General features: G+C 65.7%; 15 protein-coding genes and 3 pseudogenes. 6 read left to right on the top strand and 12 right to left on the bottom strand.

Going from position 1 to position 17,163, the window contains the following annotated elements:
• Positions 1–6: 6 nt before the first annotated feature.
• The 4 genes from ACWPXK_RS25240 to ACWPXK_RS25225 form a co-directional block, all read right to left on the bottom strand.
• On the bottom strand, positions 7–825 hold the full coding sequence (locus tag ACWPXK_RS25240) for an SDR family oxidoreductase (protein WP_454198641.1): 819 nt from the start codon (positions 823–825) through the stop codon (positions 7–9).
• A gap of 173 nt (positions 826–998) precedes the next feature.
• The gene (locus tag ACWPXK_RS25235) at positions 999–1,571 is read right to left on the bottom strand and encodes a TetR/AcrR family transcriptional regulator (RefSeq protein WP_454198904.1); all 573 of its coding nucleotides are present in this window, start codon (positions 1,569–1,571) and stop codon (positions 999–1,001) included.
• A 234-nt stretch (positions 1,572–1,805) separates the two neighbouring features.
• On the bottom strand, positions 1,806–2,246 hold the full coding sequence (locus tag ACWPXK_RS25230; protein ID WP_454198640.1) for an ester cyclase: 441 nt from the start codon (positions 2,244–2,246) through the stop codon (positions 1,806–1,808).
• A 343-nt stretch (positions 2,247–2,589) separates the two neighbouring features.
• Positions 2,590–3,492 carry an ADP-ribosylglycohydrolase family protein gene (locus ACWPXK_RS25225; RefSeq protein ID WP_454198903.1) on the bottom strand — a complete coding sequence of 301 codons (903 nt, stop codon included), beginning with the start codon at positions 3,490–3,492 and terminating at the stop codon, positions 2,590–2,592.
• 1,171 nt (positions 3,493–4,663) lie between these two features.
• On the opposite strand from ACWPXK_RS25225, the gene ACWPXK_RS25220 reads away from it, so the two are divergent.
• Positions 4,664–6,259: an alpha/beta hydrolase gene (locus ACWPXK_RS25220; protein ID WP_454198639.1), complete on the top strand. Its 1,596-nt coding sequence runs from the start codon at positions 4,664–4,666 to the stop codon at positions 6,257–6,259.
• 258 nt (positions 6,260–6,517) lie between these two features.
• Positions 6,518–6,928: a GtrA family protein gene (locus tag ACWPXK_RS25215; RefSeq protein ID WP_454198638.1), complete on the top strand. Its 411-nt coding sequence runs from the start codon at positions 6,518–6,520 to the stop codon at positions 6,926–6,928.
• A gap of 927 nt (positions 6,929–7,855) precedes the next feature.
• Here ACWPXK_RS25215 and ACWPXK_RS25210 read toward each other — a convergent pair.
• The 4 genes and pseudogenes from ACWPXK_RS25210 to ACWPXK_RS25195 all read right to left on the bottom strand — a co-directional run bounded on the left by ACWPXK_RS25210 (position 7,856) and on the right by ACWPXK_RS25195 (position 11,303).
• Positions 7,856–8,407 carry a CBS domain-containing protein gene (locus ACWPXK_RS25210; protein ID WP_454198637.1) on the bottom strand — a complete coding sequence of 184 codons (552 nt, stop codon included), beginning with the start codon at positions 8,405–8,407 and terminating at the stop codon, positions 7,856–7,858.
• 413 nt (positions 8,408–8,820) lie between these two features.
• Positions 8,821–10,343, bottom strand: a pseudogene (locus tag ACWPXK_RS25205) (PucR family transcriptional regulator).
• A 110-nt stretch (positions 10,344–10,453) separates the two neighbouring features.
• A pseudogene (locus ACWPXK_RS25200) lies at positions 10,454–10,833 on the bottom strand (DUF488 domain-containing protein).
• Positions 10,830–11,303 carry an SPW repeat domain-containing protein gene (locus tag ACWPXK_RS25195; RefSeq protein WP_454198636.1) on the bottom strand — a complete coding sequence of 158 codons (474 nt, stop codon included), beginning with the start codon at positions 11,301–11,303 and terminating at the stop codon, positions 10,830–10,832. The pseudogene ACWPXK_RS25200 and the gene ACWPXK_RS25195 overlap by 4 nt, the downstream one beginning before the upstream one ends.
• A gap of 16 nt (positions 11,304–11,319) precedes the next feature.
• On the opposite strand from ACWPXK_RS25195, the pseudogene ACWPXK_RS25190 reads away from it, so the two are divergent.
• Positions 11,320–11,616: pseudogene (locus ACWPXK_RS25190) on the top strand (thioesterase family protein); the annotation flags it as partial.
• 52 nt (positions 11,617–11,668) lie between these two features.
• Here the strand turns inward: ACWPXK_RS25190 and ACWPXK_RS25185 are convergent.
• Complete coding sequence (locus tag ACWPXK_RS25185) at positions 11,669–12,334, bottom strand: hypothetical protein (protein ID WP_454198635.1); 666 nt, start codon at positions 12,332–12,334, stop codon at positions 11,669–11,671.
• A gap of 17 nt (positions 12,335–12,351) precedes the next feature.
• On the opposite strand from ACWPXK_RS25185, the gene ACWPXK_RS25180 reads away from it, so the two are divergent.
• Together ACWPXK_RS25180 and ACWPXK_RS25175 are read left to right on the top strand one after the other, a co-directional pair.
• Positions 12,352–12,531, top strand: a complete 180-nt coding sequence (locus ACWPXK_RS25180; protein WP_454198634.1) for a hypothetical protein — start codon at positions 12,352–12,354, stop codon at positions 12,529–12,531.
• The gene (locus tag ACWPXK_RS25175) at positions 12,531–12,824 is read left to right on the top strand and encodes a hypothetical protein (RefSeq protein ID WP_454198633.1); all 294 of its coding nucleotides are present in this window, start codon (positions 12,531–12,533) and stop codon (positions 12,822–12,824) included. Before ACWPXK_RS25180 ends, ACWPXK_RS25175 begins: the two co-directional genes overlap by 1 nt.
• Here the strand turns inward: ACWPXK_RS25175 and ACWPXK_RS25170 are convergent.
• Both ACWPXK_RS25170 and ACWPXK_RS25165 read right to left on the bottom strand, forming a co-directional pair.
• On the bottom strand, positions 12,818–14,389 hold the full coding sequence (locus ACWPXK_RS25170) for a carboxylesterase/lipase family protein (RefSeq protein WP_454198632.1): 1,572 nt from the start codon (positions 14,387–14,389) through the stop codon (positions 12,818–12,820). The genes ACWPXK_RS25175 and ACWPXK_RS25170 overlap by 7 nt on opposite strands.
• Positions 14,390–14,656: 267 nt before the next feature.
• On the bottom strand, positions 14,657–15,028 hold the full coding sequence (locus ACWPXK_RS25165) for a hypothetical protein (protein WP_454198631.1): 372 nt from the start codon (positions 15,026–15,028) through the stop codon (positions 14,657–14,659).
• A gap of 547 nt (positions 15,029–15,575) precedes the next feature.
• On the opposite strand from ACWPXK_RS25165, the gene ACWPXK_RS25160 reads away from it, so the two are divergent.
• Complete coding sequence (locus ACWPXK_RS25160; protein ID WP_454198630.1) at positions 15,576–15,806, top strand: hypothetical protein; 231 nt, start codon at positions 15,576–15,578, stop codon at positions 15,804–15,806.
• Positions 15,807–15,865: 59 nt separating this feature from the next.
• Here ACWPXK_RS25160 and ACWPXK_RS25155 read toward each other — a convergent pair whose 3' ends face one another.
• Positions 15,866–17,122 (bottom strand): cytochrome P450, encoded by a 1,257-nt coding sequence (locus tag ACWPXK_RS25155; RefSeq protein ID WP_454198629.1) that lies wholly within the window; start codon positions 17,120–17,122, stop codon positions 15,866–15,868.
• Between the last annotated feature and the right edge of the window lie 41 nt (positions 17,123–17,163).

Raw genomic sequence — 17,163 nt, 5'->3', positions numbered from 1 at the left:
CTCCGTTCAGGACAGGCCGAGCGCACGCAGGCGCACGGCGTCGAGGGTGTGCTGGGGAAGGGCACGGCCGAGGGTGCTCATCAGCCGGGATTTCTTGCCGACCGGGTAGCGGGCGCGGGGTGTGCGGGCGGTCACGGCGTGCAGGATGGCGCGGGCGACCACGTCGGGGCTGGAGCCGGTGCGCTCTTCCTTCAGCGAGGCGGTGGTCATGGCCCGGTAGGCGTCGCCGTACAGTCGCCTGCCCTCGGCGCCGATCGCGGCCAGCCGCGGCTCGACCTCGTCCTCCAGTTTGTCGACCGCGGCGGTGTGGGTGGAGCCGGGTTCGATGAGCACCACAGCCACTCCGTACGGCTTGACCTCCATGCGCAGGGCGTCGTTGAGCGAACGGATGGCATGTTTGGACGAACACAACGGCCCGCCGAAGGGCAGGGTGATCCAGCTACCCACCGAACCGACGGTGACCACGCGCCCGCGCGAGGCACGCAACATCGGCAGCATGGCCTGGGTGACGGCCACCTGCCCGAACACGTTGACTTCGTACTGCCAGCGCAACGCCTCCAGGGAAACGAACTCCACCGGCCCGGTGACGCCCACGCCCGCATTGTTGACCAAGGCATCGAGCCGGCCGAGGCGCTCGGCGGCCTCGGCGATCCGGCCGGCATCGGTCACATCCAGCACGATCGGGGTGACCGAGGGACCGAGCGATTCACCGTCGGCCTCCTTGCGCACCCCCGCAAAGACGGTGCAGCCCTCCCGGGCCAGCAGCAACGCGGCGGCCCGCCCGATTCCGGTCGACGCTCCGGTCACCAACACGGTCTTCGACATCACTTGCTCCCTTCGTCTGATGCCAACAATTGTTGACCAAGCCTCTCGGTAATGTCAACACGCGTTGGCCTACATGCGTTGACCCAGCTGCGAGCCGTACCGGAGATTCCGATCCGAGCGCGCACGAGAGCGCGCAGGCGGGGTTGGAGGGTGGCCGCCATGCGGCAGCGTGATCATCGCGGGGGCGTGTCGGCATCGGGAGTGCCAGTCAGGTACCGCTGGATTGTCGGGCCGAGCCAGGCGATGACCTCTTGTCGTGTCATCGCGGCCAGGGGTGGGAAGGCTAGTGCGAAGCGGCACAATGCCATGCCCAAGATCTGGGATGCCGCCAGGCCGGCGCGGACCGGTCCGTCGCGGGGGTCGTCGTTCAGGCGGGCGATCACCGGTCCCAGTTGGGTGGCGAAGATCGATCGCATCCGTTCCGCGACGGTTTCATTGGTCACTCCAGCGCGCAACAGTATGAGCAGTGTTTCGTCCCGCTCCCACCGCTCGAGGAAGTGAGTGACCAGTACAGTGCCGACTTGCTCACGCGGGATCACCGTCAGATCCGGCAGCTCGAGATCGAATTCGACCGCCGCCGCGAACAGCCGCTCTTTGTTGCCGAAGTACCGCATCACCATCGCGGGATCGATGGCGGCGTCCGAGGCGATCGCTCTGATGGTGGCCCGGTCGTACCCGTCGGCCGCGAAGCGCTCGCGGGCCGCGGCCAGGATGACAGCTTTCGTTTCAGCCGAACTTCTCCTCATGTCAACAAGTGTAGGCCAACATGCGTTGACAATGGCGGAAGCGCGCTTGGCGGACAAGCGTCTGACCGTCACCCGCTACCATTCAGTTATCCGACGGTGGCGGGATTGGATGGTGTGCACAGCCTGAACACCGGATCGATTCCTGGCGATCAGCTCGTCGACCGGCTGTTCAGGGCAGGTGATGCCGAAGACCGTGCTGTCCGAATCTCTTGTGGTGCAGCTCCACCATGCCGTTCACGCCGATTGGATGGGTGGTAGGGCGCCGATCTGCTGCATTGCCGAGAACAGATTCGCCACGCCCCAGTGCTCGGTGATCTTCCCCTGTCGCACACGCATCGCATCAACCGTCTCGAACTGGACACGGCGGCCGGTGGGGGCCACACCGAGGAACTCACCACGGTGTGTTCCGGCGTATGTCTTGAAGGTGGTCACCACCTCGCCGTCGATGGTCTGCCAATGAATGGTGGCAGAGAAGTCGGGGAAAGCGCGGCGCAGCGCCATATACAGCTTCCGCACACCGTCCTTGTCGGGCGTCGTGCCAGGTTGCGGTGTGTGATCGATGAAGTCGTCAGCGAAAAGGTCTTCGAAAAGCGCAAAATCCCCACCGCCCTGCACCAGTTCGGTGTTGCGACGAACCACTGTTTTGGCATCTGTCGAGACTTCGTTCCCAGCCATGCTCATCCTCCCTCGTTGAACTACCGGCCTGAGGACACCCCCACCCTATTCGGTATAAGTGGCATCAATCCGAGTTCGTCGACGGCGCGCCAGCCGAGGTGATCTACTCCATCCGCTCCGTTCGCGCCAGATCCTGACGCTGGAACAGCAACCGGTCGAACTACGTGCGAGAGCGCGGCGGGGCGCCGCGCGCCCCGCCGGAACGCTGTTCGCTGCGTGCTCAACCACGCTGTCGCTCGGCGGTCCGAGGTGGCCGGTTGCATTCTGCACACCGACCGCGGATCGCAGCCATGATCAACGGGTAACTGCCGCTGAGTAGCGAGGGTCGACCGGTTTGTTGTTCTCACGACGCGCCGGATAACCATCTTCGAACGCGGCTGGATGCAGAATTTTTGCGCCGTCGTGTTCGGTGGCTCGGGTTGAGCCAGTCGGGCAACGGTTCTCGCGCGGCAAGCCACGTCTGCGGCACCCCGACGATCGGACCGGGACGGCTGCTGGTGCCGGTGTAGGCGGCGACGATCCCGCCGACGATGGCGCTGGTGGTGTCGATGTCTCCGTCTGCCGCGATACATGTGGTGACCGCGGCCGGGTAATCGTCCAGATGCTTGGCCGCGACCCACATTGTGAACGGCACCGTATTCTGCGCGGTGACCAGAGATCCGTTGCCGAGTTCATCCGCGGCCTCCTTCGCGGAGGCGCCGAGCAGGGTGCGAGCACGGCGAATCAGTCGGCTCGTGTCACCGTCGTCGAGGCGATCGAGGACGGCGGTGATGAATTCCCATGGTGTGGGTCGCGTCCCGAGCAGGCGGGCATGAGCGGCCTGACCGGCGGCGAGTGCCACCGCGACCGCGCCGAGGACGCCTTCTGGGTGCATATGCGTTACCTGCGCCGACCGGAAAGCCTCGGCGGCGACTTTTTCCGGATCGCCAGCGTAAAAGGCACCCAGCGGGGCGACCCGCATGGCCGCACCGTTGCCACAGGAACCCTGGTGATCGAACACGGCTCCGGCCGCCTCCCGCCAGCGCACGCCGTCCCGGATTCGACGCAATGTGTCGACCGCCAGGAAGCCGTAGTCACGGCTCGGGTCGAACCGTTGCGCGAAGGCGGCGGCAAGCCGATCCTGGTCGATCCGACCGTGACGGGACAGTTCGGCAACCACGGTGCAGGCCATTTCGGTGTCGTCGGTCCACCGCCACCGTCGGGCAGGGAGATTGCCTGCCCGAAGATCCGGAATCGACCGGCCCATGATGGGGAATTCCGCACCCAACGCATCCCCCACAGACAGTCCATCGAGTGAATCGAGCATCAAGTCGATATGCATCGCGTCCGATGGTAGCCATGCCGAATAGGCGGCGCCAACGAGCGCGGTGGCTGGGCTGGACCTCAACTGGACAGGTCTCCGGCAAGGAGCTTTTCGGCTGGGCGCCTTGGCGATCGAGGTCGACCAACCCCCGACTTCCCTGAGCGCGGTGTCATGGAAGATCAGGTGATGCGGCGGGCCGATGGCGCGAATGGCCTACCAACAGTTCATCTTCGCTGAAGCCGAGCTGGAAGACATCATCCGCACCCGGAGCCGCTCAGTCGGTTCCGAGCGTTAACAGAACTGCCTGCCGGACAGGCGGGCACGGTGAGTTGCTTCGGCCCCTACTGGTCAGCGCCAGGTGGGGAGTGGGCGCGCGCATTTTCCGGCTCTGACTGCCGGAGGCTCCAATGACCGCCCACAGGGCTGGCCTTCGCGGTGGCCGGCCATGGCCTTGCGGGCATCGGGTAGTGGGGACATCGAACTGAGCACGGCACGTGTGAGCTGTAAACCGATTGACGACTACTGCAATTCCGGGCGGACCTTCATCCCATGCGTTGGTAGCGACTGCACGGATGGAGACCCGCCGGTCACGGGCCGACTTGGAGCGAACCAACCTCTGCGGCTGTAACAGCGACTTAGAGTTATCCGCTATGGGAGGTAGGCATCGGAACAGCCATGAGCAGGGCCGCGGCATGTTGGCTGTACTGGTTTGACTGGACAGCTGATACGGGTGCAACCGAACTGGCGTGACCCACACAAGCCCCGCAGGGGCCCCGGGGGGTGGAGGGTGCCCACCCCCCGGGTGGGTGGACGCCCGCGGGGTGGGCACCTCAACCCAGCTCGGACCGTAACGGATTCCCGGGCCAGCCATGACATGATTCGACTCGGAGTCGTGATGAAGCACCCAAGGGACAGCGGTGCGTCACCGGCGATCTGCGGCAATGCTGTCCAGGTGCATCGCCACCAACTCCAACAGCACGGTGGCACATCGGAATCCGGTCCTACGCGGTGGTCGGGGGAGGAGGGTTGGCGACCGCGCTCGCGGGGCGCGGTGGCGGTCACGATCACGACGGCCGCCGCGTGGGCCGGGTGGTCGGCGAGATAGTTTCGATGGATGACCACTATTGCGAGGTGGTGTCGAGCGGTCGGCGCGACAGTGCTCATGGTGTGTAGCACGCTGGTGGGCGGAGGTGTCGCCAATGCCGAAGAACCTGCGCTGCAGTGGGCCAATTGTGCTGCTGTAGAGCAACTTCCGGGTTTGGAGCGGTTGCAGTGCGCCACTCTCGACGTGCCGGTTGACCACGCCGCGCCGAACGGAGCCACGGCACGGATCGCGCTGTTCAAGGCACCCGCGCGGGATCCAGGGCAGCGCCGTGGCAGCCTGGTGATCAACCGGGGCGGGCCCGGCTACCCGTCGTCGGTGTATTTGGCGTACCTGGCTTCCGGCGCGTTGCGGGCCCCCTGGGACGACCGGGTCTGGGATCGCTACGACGTGATCGCGGTCGATCAGCGCGGCGTTGGCTTCGCTACGCCAGCGGTGACCTGCTTCGAAACCCCCGAGGACGCCGCCGCGTTCGGAACCGATGTCACGGCCGTTCCCCTGGGACCGCAGGACGTCGCGGTGCGAGCGGTCCGAGATGCCGAGTTCGCCGCGGCGTGCCGACAGCACAACGGTGGCCTGCTCGACCATCTGACCACAGCCGCGGTAGCACGAGATCTGGACCTGGTACGTGTGGCCGTCGGCGAGCCGAGGCTGAACTTCCTGGGTCAGTCCTACGGGGCCGCGCTCGGCCTCGTCTACGCGAATCTGTTTCCGCGCCAGGTCGGTTCGTTCGTCCTGGACAGCGTGCTCAATCCGGCCTGGACCTCGAGCGGACCGGCCGATTCGGTGTCGTCGGAACGAACCGGCGGCGACGTCGCGACCACGGAGGCCATGAACGAGGCGCTGCGCCTGTGCGCTGCGGGACGATCGTGCGCCTTTGCCGTCGACGATCCGGTGCGGGCCTACCCTGCCCTGCTGGCCGAGCTGCGGGAGCACCCGCTACCGCTCGTCGCGCCGGACGGTACCCGGACCTCGCTCACCTACTCCAAGCTCGTTTCCTACCTGGGCGGAATGCTGTACCAACCGTGGCTGTGGCCGGACGTGGCTTTCGACCAGTTGCTGCACCTCGCCTACCAGGTGTCGACCTCCCCGAGGGAGACCCCGGCCGCCGCCGAATTGGCTCAGCTCGTGATCGAGAAGATCGATGCCAGCGGGCTCGGCCGCGCGTACTCCCCGCTCGACCAGGCCTACAGTGCCTTCACCTGCAACGACGTCCAGCTACCCCGCTTCGCGCCCACCTGGTGGTCGGCGGCGCAGCGGCGCGAGGCGGTCGCGCCAGGCTTCGCGACACTACGGGCATACGACACGAGCCAGTGCGCGTTCTGGCAATCGAATCCGACGGACCGCTACACCGGTCCCTGGGAGACACGGACCGACACCCCCGCGCTGATCCTCAACAGCCGGTTCGATCCGGCGACGCCCCTCGCGGGAGCGCTCGATGTCGCCCGGCGACTCGATGGCAGCCGGGTACTCGTCCATGAGGGGATCGGTCACGTCGTGACCCAGCAGTCCAGTTGCGCGGTCCGCGCGGTCTCCGACTACCTGGCGTCGGACACGCTGCCCGCCGAAGGCGCGACCTGCAACCCGGACGCGATCCCGTTCGCCTGAAAACTCCGGTGGCGAGCCGCGCAGCCGCTTCCGACACAGGTGCGGACAGATGGTTCGTTCCGGCCATTGCGAACGCATCGTCACTGTCGGCGACGACTAAGCGATCTGTCCGTTGCCGTGGACCACGACGACCAGGCCGAAGATCTCGGCGATCGGGTACGAGACCCCTTATCCACTGTGTCCAGGCGAAACACCGTGTCCGTGGACGTGTCAGGTCGGCGTCAGGTCGGTGTCAGCGGGCCTGGCGACAGTATTCATGTGAACAGCACAGCAATTGCCGCTTCCGGTGATCATGCCTTCGCCCAGCTGATCCGCTTCGCCCTGGTCGGCGGCTCCAGCAACATTGCCTATGTCCTGCTGTTCATGGCCATGAACGAGATCGGCCCGATGGCCGCCAATATCGCCGCCTCGATCGTCAGCACGGTGATCGCAAACGAACTGCACCGGCAGCTCACCTTCCACGCGGCCGGACGGGTCCGCTGGTTCACCGCACAGTGGGAAGGCGGCGGGCTGGCGCTGATCGGCCTGTTGATCAGCACGGCGTCGCTGGCCGGGCTCGACTTCTGGGCGCCCGGCCTCGGGGGGATCGCACAAGCGGGCGCCGTGATCGCCATTATGGCGGCGGTCGGCGGTATGCGCTTCCTGGCTCTGCGCGGCTTCGTCTTCTGAGAGATCTTTCAGGCATTTCGAATCAGCCCTGGCGTCAAATCTTCTTGGAGCGTCCTGATCACACGTGTCAGTGAATCTGGATGGTGAAAGGGGTGGCAGCGTGTGGCCGGGGATGCCTGGGCGTCGACGGTTATGTCAACGGCATGCGAGGGTTTCACGTTCCGCGGACAGGTCACGTCGCGGTGTTCGGGAGGCTGTGCGAGACACCTGTCCGCGCATCGGGCCGGAACCGTCGAATAAAGGGAGATGCCGCCGGCAATTCAGGCACCACTGTGTAGTGGGAATGGTCTGCAGTAGGTGAATCGGTATATCGGCGTGACATCCGCTGCATAGGCCGTAACGGCCTGTGGTGATCAGCGTGAGGGCTTCATCGATGTCGGCCAACGCTCGTCGGGCGGCCGTGGCCAATGTGATGGTGACCTCATACCTGGCCGAATCAGCCGCATTGGTGGGCGCGGCGGCGCGGTCGATCTCGGCTTCGAGTTCGGCCAGCTGCTGCAGGCGGAAGCGGCGCTGCTGATTCAGTCTGGCTCGCAGTGCGGGGAGGTGATCGGTAAGGCGTGCGCGTGAGGCGGGGTGTGCTTGGGTCATCCTGGTCTCCAGGGCTGGTGGTTGGAATGCGGTTTCAGATGCGGTCGAGTGAGGAGGGATGGGCCGCCCTGCCAGCGGCCCCTGGTACGACCACCTCCACGCCATCCGAATATTCGCTGACAAGGCCAGGATCGTTTACATGGAACGGCTGCGCCTGTCCGTCTGCGACAATTGCAGGCGCGGCACTTGTCCGATTTCTCCACTCGCATCCCCGGGGCCGTTCTCGACAGCGCGCCAGCCGGAAAGTGCGATAGCAGATGGATCGGCGGTCGAATCGGGCGGCGCGGCTGCTTGCGACAGGATCCGAGCGGCGTGCTGGTGGCGTGGGCACCCGGGTCAATGCGTGGGTGCGGCCGCAGCGGCCGGTGTGGTCGCGATGCGGATACCGGGCACTGTGCGGGTCAGGGCGATGGCGATGCGCCGTTCGGATTCGTCGGCGAACCGGCCGGAAATGGTGGCGTCGCCTTCCTCGACGGTGACATGCCACCGCCGTGCGCCGGCGTATTCATCGAGGAGGTTCTGTGCATCGGCCGCGAGTGCATCGTCGGGCGTGAGCATGATCCGCAACGCGTCGCTGCGGCTGAACATGCCGACCACGCGGCCGTCGAAATCGACCACTGGCAGACTGCGCAATCCGTGTGTTACCAGCCTGCTCGTCACCTCGGCCAGGGCCGCACTGCCCGGGACCGACACCGCCGGTGTGGTCATCACTGCACTGACCGTGCCCTCGAGGTTGTCGGCCCGCAAGAGGTCACCACTGGTGAGTACCCCGACAAGGCGATCGTCCTGGTCGAGAACGGGCAACGCCGCGTAGCCCAGTTCGGTGAGCGTCAGCGCCGCCTCACGGGCCGTGGTGTTGTGCCGCACGGCGATGATCGGTCTTTGCATTACCTCGCATACCTGCATGTTCTTCATTCCGTTCAACTCCGTTCAGTGTCCGGGCCGGGCATTTCGATGTGGCGTCGCGCGAGAAAGTGTCGTCAGGGGCGGGCCGAGGCGGCGATGCCGCCACTGACGACGCGCAGGCCCTGGTGCCGGGCCGGGTCTCAGTCGCTCGGACCTACGGGTATCGCGGGTACCAATGCGGGATCAGCGCAGCGGATCGGATTCGTGCGGTGCGTCAGGTCCACAATCTTCGGCGGCAATGGCCGGCTGCGGTCGGTCCGATCGATGCTCACCGTTTCACTGCTCCTACCTGCGACTTCTGGTCAACCCCATGATGGCGTGGCTGTCGATGCGATCTTGAGCCGATTCGACAATCGAGGCGTCGAGATTTGTGGCGATGGCACAGCACAGGTGTGTCAGTCGTTGTCGGTGACGGCGAGTTCGATCATCATGGCGAGACGTTTGCGCGGGTCGTCCAAGTCGAGGTTGGTCACCTCTGCCATTTTGCGCAGCCGGTTTCGTACGGTGTTCTCGTGCACGCCGAGTCGCGCGCCCGCCGCTGCGGGGTCGCCCTGCGCCTGCAACCAGGCGCGCAGCGTGGCCACAAACTGGGTGGAGTTCGTGCGGTCGTGGCGCCGCAACTCCGACACCGGGCCCCGTGCGGGAGTGCGTCCAGAAAGCCCTGCGGTGCGCAATCGTTGTAGCAGGATTTCGTCCCACGACTCGTCATAGGCGGGGGGCGCCGCAGCCGCGGAGCGGGCCTCGTGCAGCGCCAGGCATTCGTCGGCCTCTTGGCGCGCCAACGCCAACTCTGCGGCTCGGGCAACACCGCTGATGCCGGCCGACACCGTCATCTGCGCGGGCAGTGCCGCCTGTCGGTCGCATATCCAGCGGCGTGCCGTCGCCGCCTGATCAGCGGGCAGCACGGTGTAGATGGTGTCGCCGACCAAAGCGCTGCGGCTCGAACGGGACCAGCCGAATCCGGTTGTTGCTCGCTCGAAGACCAGCAGCAGCGCGGCGTGCTGCTCCTCCGCGATCCGAGCGCGCAGCGCGATCACCCGCAAACTCTCCGGTGCCAACCCCAGCCTGCTGGCCACCGTCGCCGCGTCCGCGGCGCCCTCCAGCAAACGGATCACCAGGTCGGATTCCACCTGACGTTCCAGGTCCGCGCTGGCCCGCGACCGCAACAGGTGCAGGGCCACCGTGCGCGCGCCGTCGGCCAAGGCCATGCGTCGAGCCCCGTGTAACGGTGCCGGGCACGACACCCAGACCGAGCCCAGCAGTTGCCGGCCCACGCGCACCGCCACGACCATCCGTCCCGTCATACCACGGTCTGCCTGCGCGGGAACGAACAACGGTTCGTCCGAGACCGCCAAATGCGCGAATACACCGTGCGCATCGAACACCGCCCGCAACCACTGCGGCATCTGCCGGCCCAGAATTGTCTCCACCCGTGCGGTGTCGAGGTGCTGCTGCGGCCTGGAATACGCCAGCACCCGAGACAGGCGGTCCTCGATCGTCACCGCACCCCCGACCGCGTCGGCCAGACTGTCGGCCAAGGCGAACAAATCGGTCGGTCCGCGACCGGCCTCGGTCTCGCGTCCTTCCAGCACCAATCCGTAGACCACCGTGGCCACCTCGCTCCAGGCCACCGCAGGGTCGACCACCATCACCGCCACACCCTCGATTTCCGGCTCGGCCTCGGTCTCGTCACCCTCACGGATGAGCGCGACAACAGCCCGCGCCGACACCGCCCACTCCACCACCTCCGACATGAGCGGGCTCCGATGCCCAGCAGCACATCGCCGACTTCCGTGGGGTCCTGATCGGCCCCGTGGATGACCACGCTGCGCAATTGGGTGGACCGGGGAACCGAACCCAACCGCAAGCGGATCCCGTAGCCACCCAGTACGTTCGCCAACCGGTCCAATGTCACCATGAGCCGCTCCGATGTCGAACCGTAGGTGCAGCGCGATCAGGCGCCCGACGCGGGCGATGCGTATGGCGAGACTCGGTTTCCGCGGCCAACCTGTGTCTCGCAGCGGTCCGTCACTTTTCGGGGGATCTGTTCGGTTGTTCGACGAGATCGGCGAGTACGGCTGCTTCGCTGAGGTCGGTGTTCTTCGTGCCGGTGAGCAGCGTGAGCATGCTCTGGTCGGCCAGTTCGCGCAGGTGCGTGAGAGCGGCGGCGCGGTCGGGTTCGGTCAGTTCGTCGCGGTAGCGGCGGGCAAACTCGTCGAAGAGTTCCGGTCGTGGCCGTACCACGTGCGCAGTTCGGTGGAGGGGGCGATCTGTTTGCACCACTCGTCGAGATCGGCTCTGGTTTTGCTGATGCCGCGGGGCCAGAGCCGGTCCACGAGGACGCGGGTGCCGTCATGCGGGGTTGGGTCGTCATAGATTCTGCGGATTTGCACAGTGCGTCGAGTCATAATCGACTCCCCTTTATCGCTGCTCGCCTGCGGCGTCTCAGCGGGACAGCCCCTGCGGCCGGGGCCGCGCGCCCGCAGGCCGCTCGGCTGGTCCAGGCCCTTTCCACATATTGCACGGTACGCCTGCTAAGGGTCCCTGACCGGTGAGATCGCGTTTCAACTGTCGCATCGGCGGCGTCGGCAACGGTCCTGCTGATATCGAGGGACTCGCCGCGGAGGTACCCCGCGACACCGAGGACCATGCCAACGCAGCCGGATGTCCAGGCCGTCCATGCGGCGCCGCCACTAGCGAAGCCACCGACCCACGGCGCGAGGAACAGTGCAAAGCCCACGACGGCCAGGGCCAGGTAATCGCGCGTGGGGTCGCCCGCGAGCAGCGACCACAACGCGGTCACCGCGGTGAGGCCACCCAGCCCGATCATGACGGCAGTTGCCACGGCGGATGAGTGCACCACGGTACCGGCCAGCATCACTGTCACGACTCCAACGACGAGTGCCGCCCGGGATAGGCCTGCACGGCCGCTGGACTATCCAGCACTGACCGCCCTCAGTGATGGGTTCTATGCCCGGGTGATACTCCGCTTGGGGTGGCTCGTGCCCGCAGGCACCGTGTACTTCCACGCGGACAACGACCTTCTTGCGTCGCAGTCCGATCGCCAAGTGCTCGCATCCGCAGGCTCCCACCGGTTCGGCAATGGATTCTTCGACCAATCGGCGCAACTGTGGGGACACGAAGGAGCGCTGCTCGCGACCAGTCACCAGCTGGTCTACTTCAAAGGCTGACTGCGTGGATGGTCGGACACAGGGTCACTGAGGACACCGAGGACACCTTTGCTCAGACGAGGGTAGCGCGGGTTTGCGCGTAGGCGATGACATCTTCTGCGTAGGTTGAAGCATCTCCTTCGGCGAAGCACTTTCGGAGCTGGTCGAATGCGTCGTCGAGGTCTGGTCCCGGCCCCCGATCGGCGAGCAGGACAACGATCGCCTCCCAGGTCCGGCTCCGTGGGGCGGGTTGGGTCAGCAGCTCGTCGAGGTACCGATCGGGCTCCACCAGCCGTAATGCTCGGCGCGCGTAGGCATGTACGCGCCGGGGCAGCTCGGCACGTATGGCGTCGATGTCGGTCTGCAGCACATGCTGGCCCGGCTGGTCCGGGTCGAGCCGCAGGGACCACATCGTGGTCAGCTCGTGCGGCAGGGCGTGGGTGTCGATCAGGCCGGGGCCGGTCGCTTTTTCCAGCGGTGTGGGTGGTAGACCCAGCCGCGCGTTGCGCCAGTTGCCGAATTCCCACCAGCCCGTTGGCGTGGCGCTCAGATCCAAGCCGAAACTGAGCACCTGCTGTCCGCTGGTCCATGTGCGGGAAACCCGGGTGCGGCCGACGGAGGCGACACCGCCGGTTTCGACCCGTACCCATGCGGGTTCGGAGCCATGAAACCCGTACGACTGCAGTAACTTTCCTGCTTCACGCAGCAGGCGGCGCAATACCGAGTCAGGTCTGACCATGACCGCAGACTAATGACGTGTCCCGACAGATTACGATCGCTGATTTCTATCGGCTCTGGGCATCGGCGGCGGTGAGCCAGCTCGGTACCGCGATCGGCACCGGCGCGCTGCCGTTGATCGCGATCCTGGTCGTGCACGCGTCGGATCTGCAGGTGTCGTTGATGGCGGCGTTGTCGGGGATCGCCGCAGCCCGCTGATGGCTCTGCTGATGTTGCGGGAACTGGGCTTCACGCCCTGGCAGTGCGGTTTGGCCCTCGGCCTGCCGACTCTGGGCGGCCTGCTCGGCTCTCTGTGGGCGCCGAAGCTGGTGACCCGGTTCGGCGGCCGCGCGGTGCTACTCGGCTTCCAACCCGCCTTCATCGCTGTGGGCCGCCTACTCGCCGCAGCCACCAGCACCCGTGTCGCGATCGCCTGCGCGGCCGTCACCCTGCTGGCCAGCTCGCTACTGCTCCCGTGGCGGAACAGGGCCGCACCCGTGATCCTTCAGTGATCGTTGGCCTGTAGTGCGAGGTTGGCATGAGGTAGGTCCAGGATGCCGAATCGGTGCGCGGCCCAGATGCGGCGGGAGCGTTCTTCGGGGTAGGGCTGGGTGGTCGGCTCTTCGTTGTATACGCGGGTGGTGCGGGTGTGTGGATCGTAGGGTGCCCAGCCAGGGTTGCCCGTGGTTGCGAAGCTCACCCAGTCGGTGCGCATGTGGTGGGCAACCTGGGTGATTTCGTTCCCGGCGTTCGGGTGGGCGGACCGGTGGCCGCGTACCTCGTCGGCGCTGAGGGTGCCGAATACGAGCAGGAAGTCGAGGCAGTGCGAGGCGCCTTGTTCCCGGTTGAAGCTCCAGCAGAGTTCGTAGAGCCAGATGGGTCCGCCACCGGTGTGCGCGGAGTCGGCGAGGTGCAGGCTGGGCATGCGGAACAGCCAGTCGGTGTTGATGAGGTCGTACAGCTGCCCAGGGGTGGCGTCAGGGTAGGCGGTGCCGTAGTTGCTGCCGGCGTCCGCGGTGGGTGCGAGGTGGGCGAATGCTGCGGTCATTCGCGCATCGGTCGGCACACCTCCGGGCCGAGAGGTGTACAGCCGGTATTCGTCGCGGGTATGCCCGACCAGCAGGTCGATGTCGCGCGCGGCGCCGCGCGCAAGTGCGTGCCATGGTGCGTCAGGGAGCAATTCGCCGTCGACGATGGGTGAGAACGGTGTGGGGGTGAGCGCCATGGGGCCCCAGGATTCGACGTATTCCGGCATCTTCTGGATCACTGCGTCCGTCGCGTCGGTCAGTGCGCGTGGTGGGAGCTGGGCCAGCTCGCCGATCGTGGCACGCACCCCGAGTTGTGCGGCGATGGTAGCGGAGATCGTGGCGGCGAGCGGTTCGGAGAAGTAGGTGCCGGGCATGCTCTGGCTTATCGCGCGGCGAAACAGTCCGGCTGCCATCGGCATGACGAGCAGGGCGGCAATGCACGCTCCGCCGGCGGACTGGCCGAAGACGGTGACGTTGTCCGGATTGCCGCCGAACGGGGCGATGTTGTCCTGGACCCATCGCAGCGCCGCGATCTGGTCGAGAATGCCGCGGTTGTCCGGGGCTCCGGTGATGTGGGCGAAGCCGTCCATGCCGACGCGATAGTTGATGCTGACCATCACCACGCCGGACCGGGCGAGGGTCGCACCGTCGTAGTGGGGGTTGGCGGAGTTGTTCTCCAGGTACGTGCCGCCCTGGATCCACACCATCACCGGCAATCTCGCGGCGCCGAGGTCGGGTGACCAGACGTTGAGAGTCAAACAGTTGTCGGAACCATCACCGGTGTTGCCGGCCGCCGCCGACATCACCGAACCGGCATGGCTGGCTTGGGGAACCGGTGGGCCGAACTCCAGCGCGTTGCGGATACCATCCCACCGGCGGACCGGTACGGGAGCTGCGAACCGATGCGTGCCGAACGGTGGCTCTGCGTAGGGGATACCTCGGAAGACTGCGACATCGCCCTCCCACCTGCCACGGACAACTCCCGCAACCGTGCGGATCTCGGGTTCGATATTCGACGAAACATTCTGACGCTCAGATGACTTCGGCATCGGTACATCCTCGCCACACAATTGCGACTCACACCACCGATTTGCCACGTGTCACGACAAGTCCCACATCACCACCGAAATCGACGGTCAGAACATCCACTTCGTCCACGTCCCCGCGGTGTCGGGCGCCACGTCGGCGAGGCGGTTGCCGACCGCCACGTCGGCCGCGAGTGGCGGGTCGAGATGGAGTTTCAGCACGGGTTGATGTGATCAGTCTTCATCAGGTGCATCGGGGTCCGGCAGCGGACGGTGCCCGCCTCGTTTCTGTCACAGGGTCGAGCCGCTGGGCACCTTGGGTGCGTTCGGGTTGTAGATCACGGCCTTGAAATACGTGATGCCGGCCGGTTCGGTCGGCATCACGTTGGGGCTGGGTGTCATCTTGCTGTTCGTGACCAGCGGTGGGCAGTCCACGCCCTCGACATGCACGGTCTCGTGTGGCCGTACGACCACGTTGAAGGGGGTTTCGGTTTTCCATGCCGTACCTATGACTCGGCAATGCTGCCATGCCTCGACGAGATAGGTGTCATTCGTGTCGTTGCGGCAGGTGGTGTCGGAACACGACACGCCGGGCGGGAAGGGTTGAGCATGTGCCTGCGGGGCCAGCCCGGCGACGGTAGCCGTGAACACGGAGGCCGCCATACCAGCGACAGTCAGAACTCGTTTGAACATGTTAATTGTCTACCTCAACTTTGGCGCGAAAGACGCTGAGAGCTGCCAGCATTGGATCATGCTGGCCTGGCTGCCGACCACCGGCCACGTGAAAGTGCGCTTGTGGACTGGCTTCGATCAACCCGGGTTCGGTCGACTGGGGGTCGCCGACCGTATCCGGTGGGTTTGCCGAATCTCAGCTGAGGGTGACTGTGGTCGCGATGGGGAAGTGGCCGGAGAAGCGGCGGGGTTGGCGGTGGTGTCGCCGAGGCCGTGAACGGGATGGGTGACTTGTAGCGGTCGGGCGAGTTCATCCGGGGAAGCGGACGATGTGGTGCCGCCTCGGGTAATCTCCGAGCGGCGGCCTGCGCCAGCAGTTGTCGACCGTGTTCGGGTGGCTGCGGCATTTGCGACCACAGGACACGTGGCCCGTGCTGGTCGCCGGCACATTGGCGATCCCACGGACTTCGCCGGGGACATCTGGTGACGGTTTCATCTTTTGCACTGCTGCACCCCAGGACGACCGAGGGAGAACTTCATGTCGGCGAAACACCACACCTACCTTGTCCGTCTCGATCCAGGAATGCTCGGTGACAGCGCCACACCGCGGGGGATTCGGATGGAGTTCTTCGACTGGCTGGAGACGGTGGGCGCGGAAGTCGTACAGCTCTCCGGCACCGATCGAGTCGTCGTTTCCTCCTCGCAGGAGGTAGCCGACCGGATCAGAGAATTCGAATATGTCCTCGATGTCGAGCAATACAGCGCGTAGCACCGGAACCTCAACCGGCAGGGCCCAGGGCTGGAACATTCGCTCGCTCTCGCTGTCGATTATCCGGTGTTCAGCGGCGAGGTAGGCGGGAAGGTGACCGGCAATTCGGTCAATGCCCGGTGGAAGGGGCCTGGTCGCCAGTTGGGTGTCCGGTCGGGCAGGTTCAGTTGGATCTCTGGCAGCGCGTCGAGGAGTTGATCGATGGCGTCTTGGGCGATCAGGTAGGCCAGGGTTCGCGCTGGGCAGGCGTGCGGGCCGAGGCCCCAGGCCAGATGGGAGCGGTTGCCGGTCAGGTTGTCGGTGCGGATCGCGGGGTCGTTGTTGCAGGCGGCCATGCTGATGACGACGGGCTGGTGTGCGGGCAACCAGACGTCATCGATGAGGATCGGTTGGCGGGGGTAGGTGATCAGCAGGTTCGCCAGTGGCGGGTCGTTGAACAAGACCTCGTCGAGGGCATCGCGGGACGACAGGTTGCCGCCGAGGATGCTGTCGCCGAAGCGCTCGTCGGTGAGGATCAGCAGCAGGGTGTTGGCGATCAGGTTCAGCTGGAATTCGATCCCGGTGCCATAGACCTGCGATACGTGGTGGGAGGCCTCTACGTCGTCCAACCGGGCGGGATGCTGGAGCAGTACCGAGGTTATGTCGCGTTGGGGTTCGGCGCGTTTGAGTGCCACCAGTCTCATCAGCGCCTCCCCGAGCATCTGGTTGCCCTTCTCGGCGTCGACACCTTCGAGCAGAGCGGCTGTACCGGCGGCAACCTGCGCACCGATCTCCGGAGGGCAGCCGAGCAGATAGTTCACGACTTCGAATACCAGCGGGAACACGTACTGGCGGATCAGGTCGGCAGACCCGTCCTGGCAGAAGGAGTTGATCAATGGGATGGCGAGTCCCTCGACGACGGCGTGGAGGGCATACAGGTCGACCTCGTCGATGCTCGCGGTGATCGCCCCACGGTAGCGGGCGAAGTCGGCACCGGTGCTACGACTGGCCATGGGCCGCCACTCCAGGAGTGGGAGAATGGGGCAGTCGGCGGGAATGTTCTTCTGCCAGGCGCGCGGGTCGGCGGGAAAGTGCTCGGGATCATTGAGGATCCGCACCGCGGTGCTGTAACCGATCACCAAGGTAGCGGGTACGCCGGGCGCCAACTCCACCGGAGCCAAAGACCCGTAGCGCCTGCGCATTTCGCCGTAGACGCGGTGTGGATCCGCGGCGAATTCCGGCGAGTAGATGGGCACCCGCGGGCCGTCGGAATCGATCGGAGAGCCGTGGAGGACCGGGCAAGACTGAGCCGGAACCTGAGACTGCGGCGTACGCAAGGAGCAAACTCCCAACTGTTCGTAGGCACTGCACGATTGCT

This window comes from Nocardia sp. Marseille-Q1738, assembly GCF_965283145.1.
The sequence above is the reverse complement of the archived record's forward strand: the minus strand, read 5'-3'. Positions and strand labels throughout refer to the sequence as shown.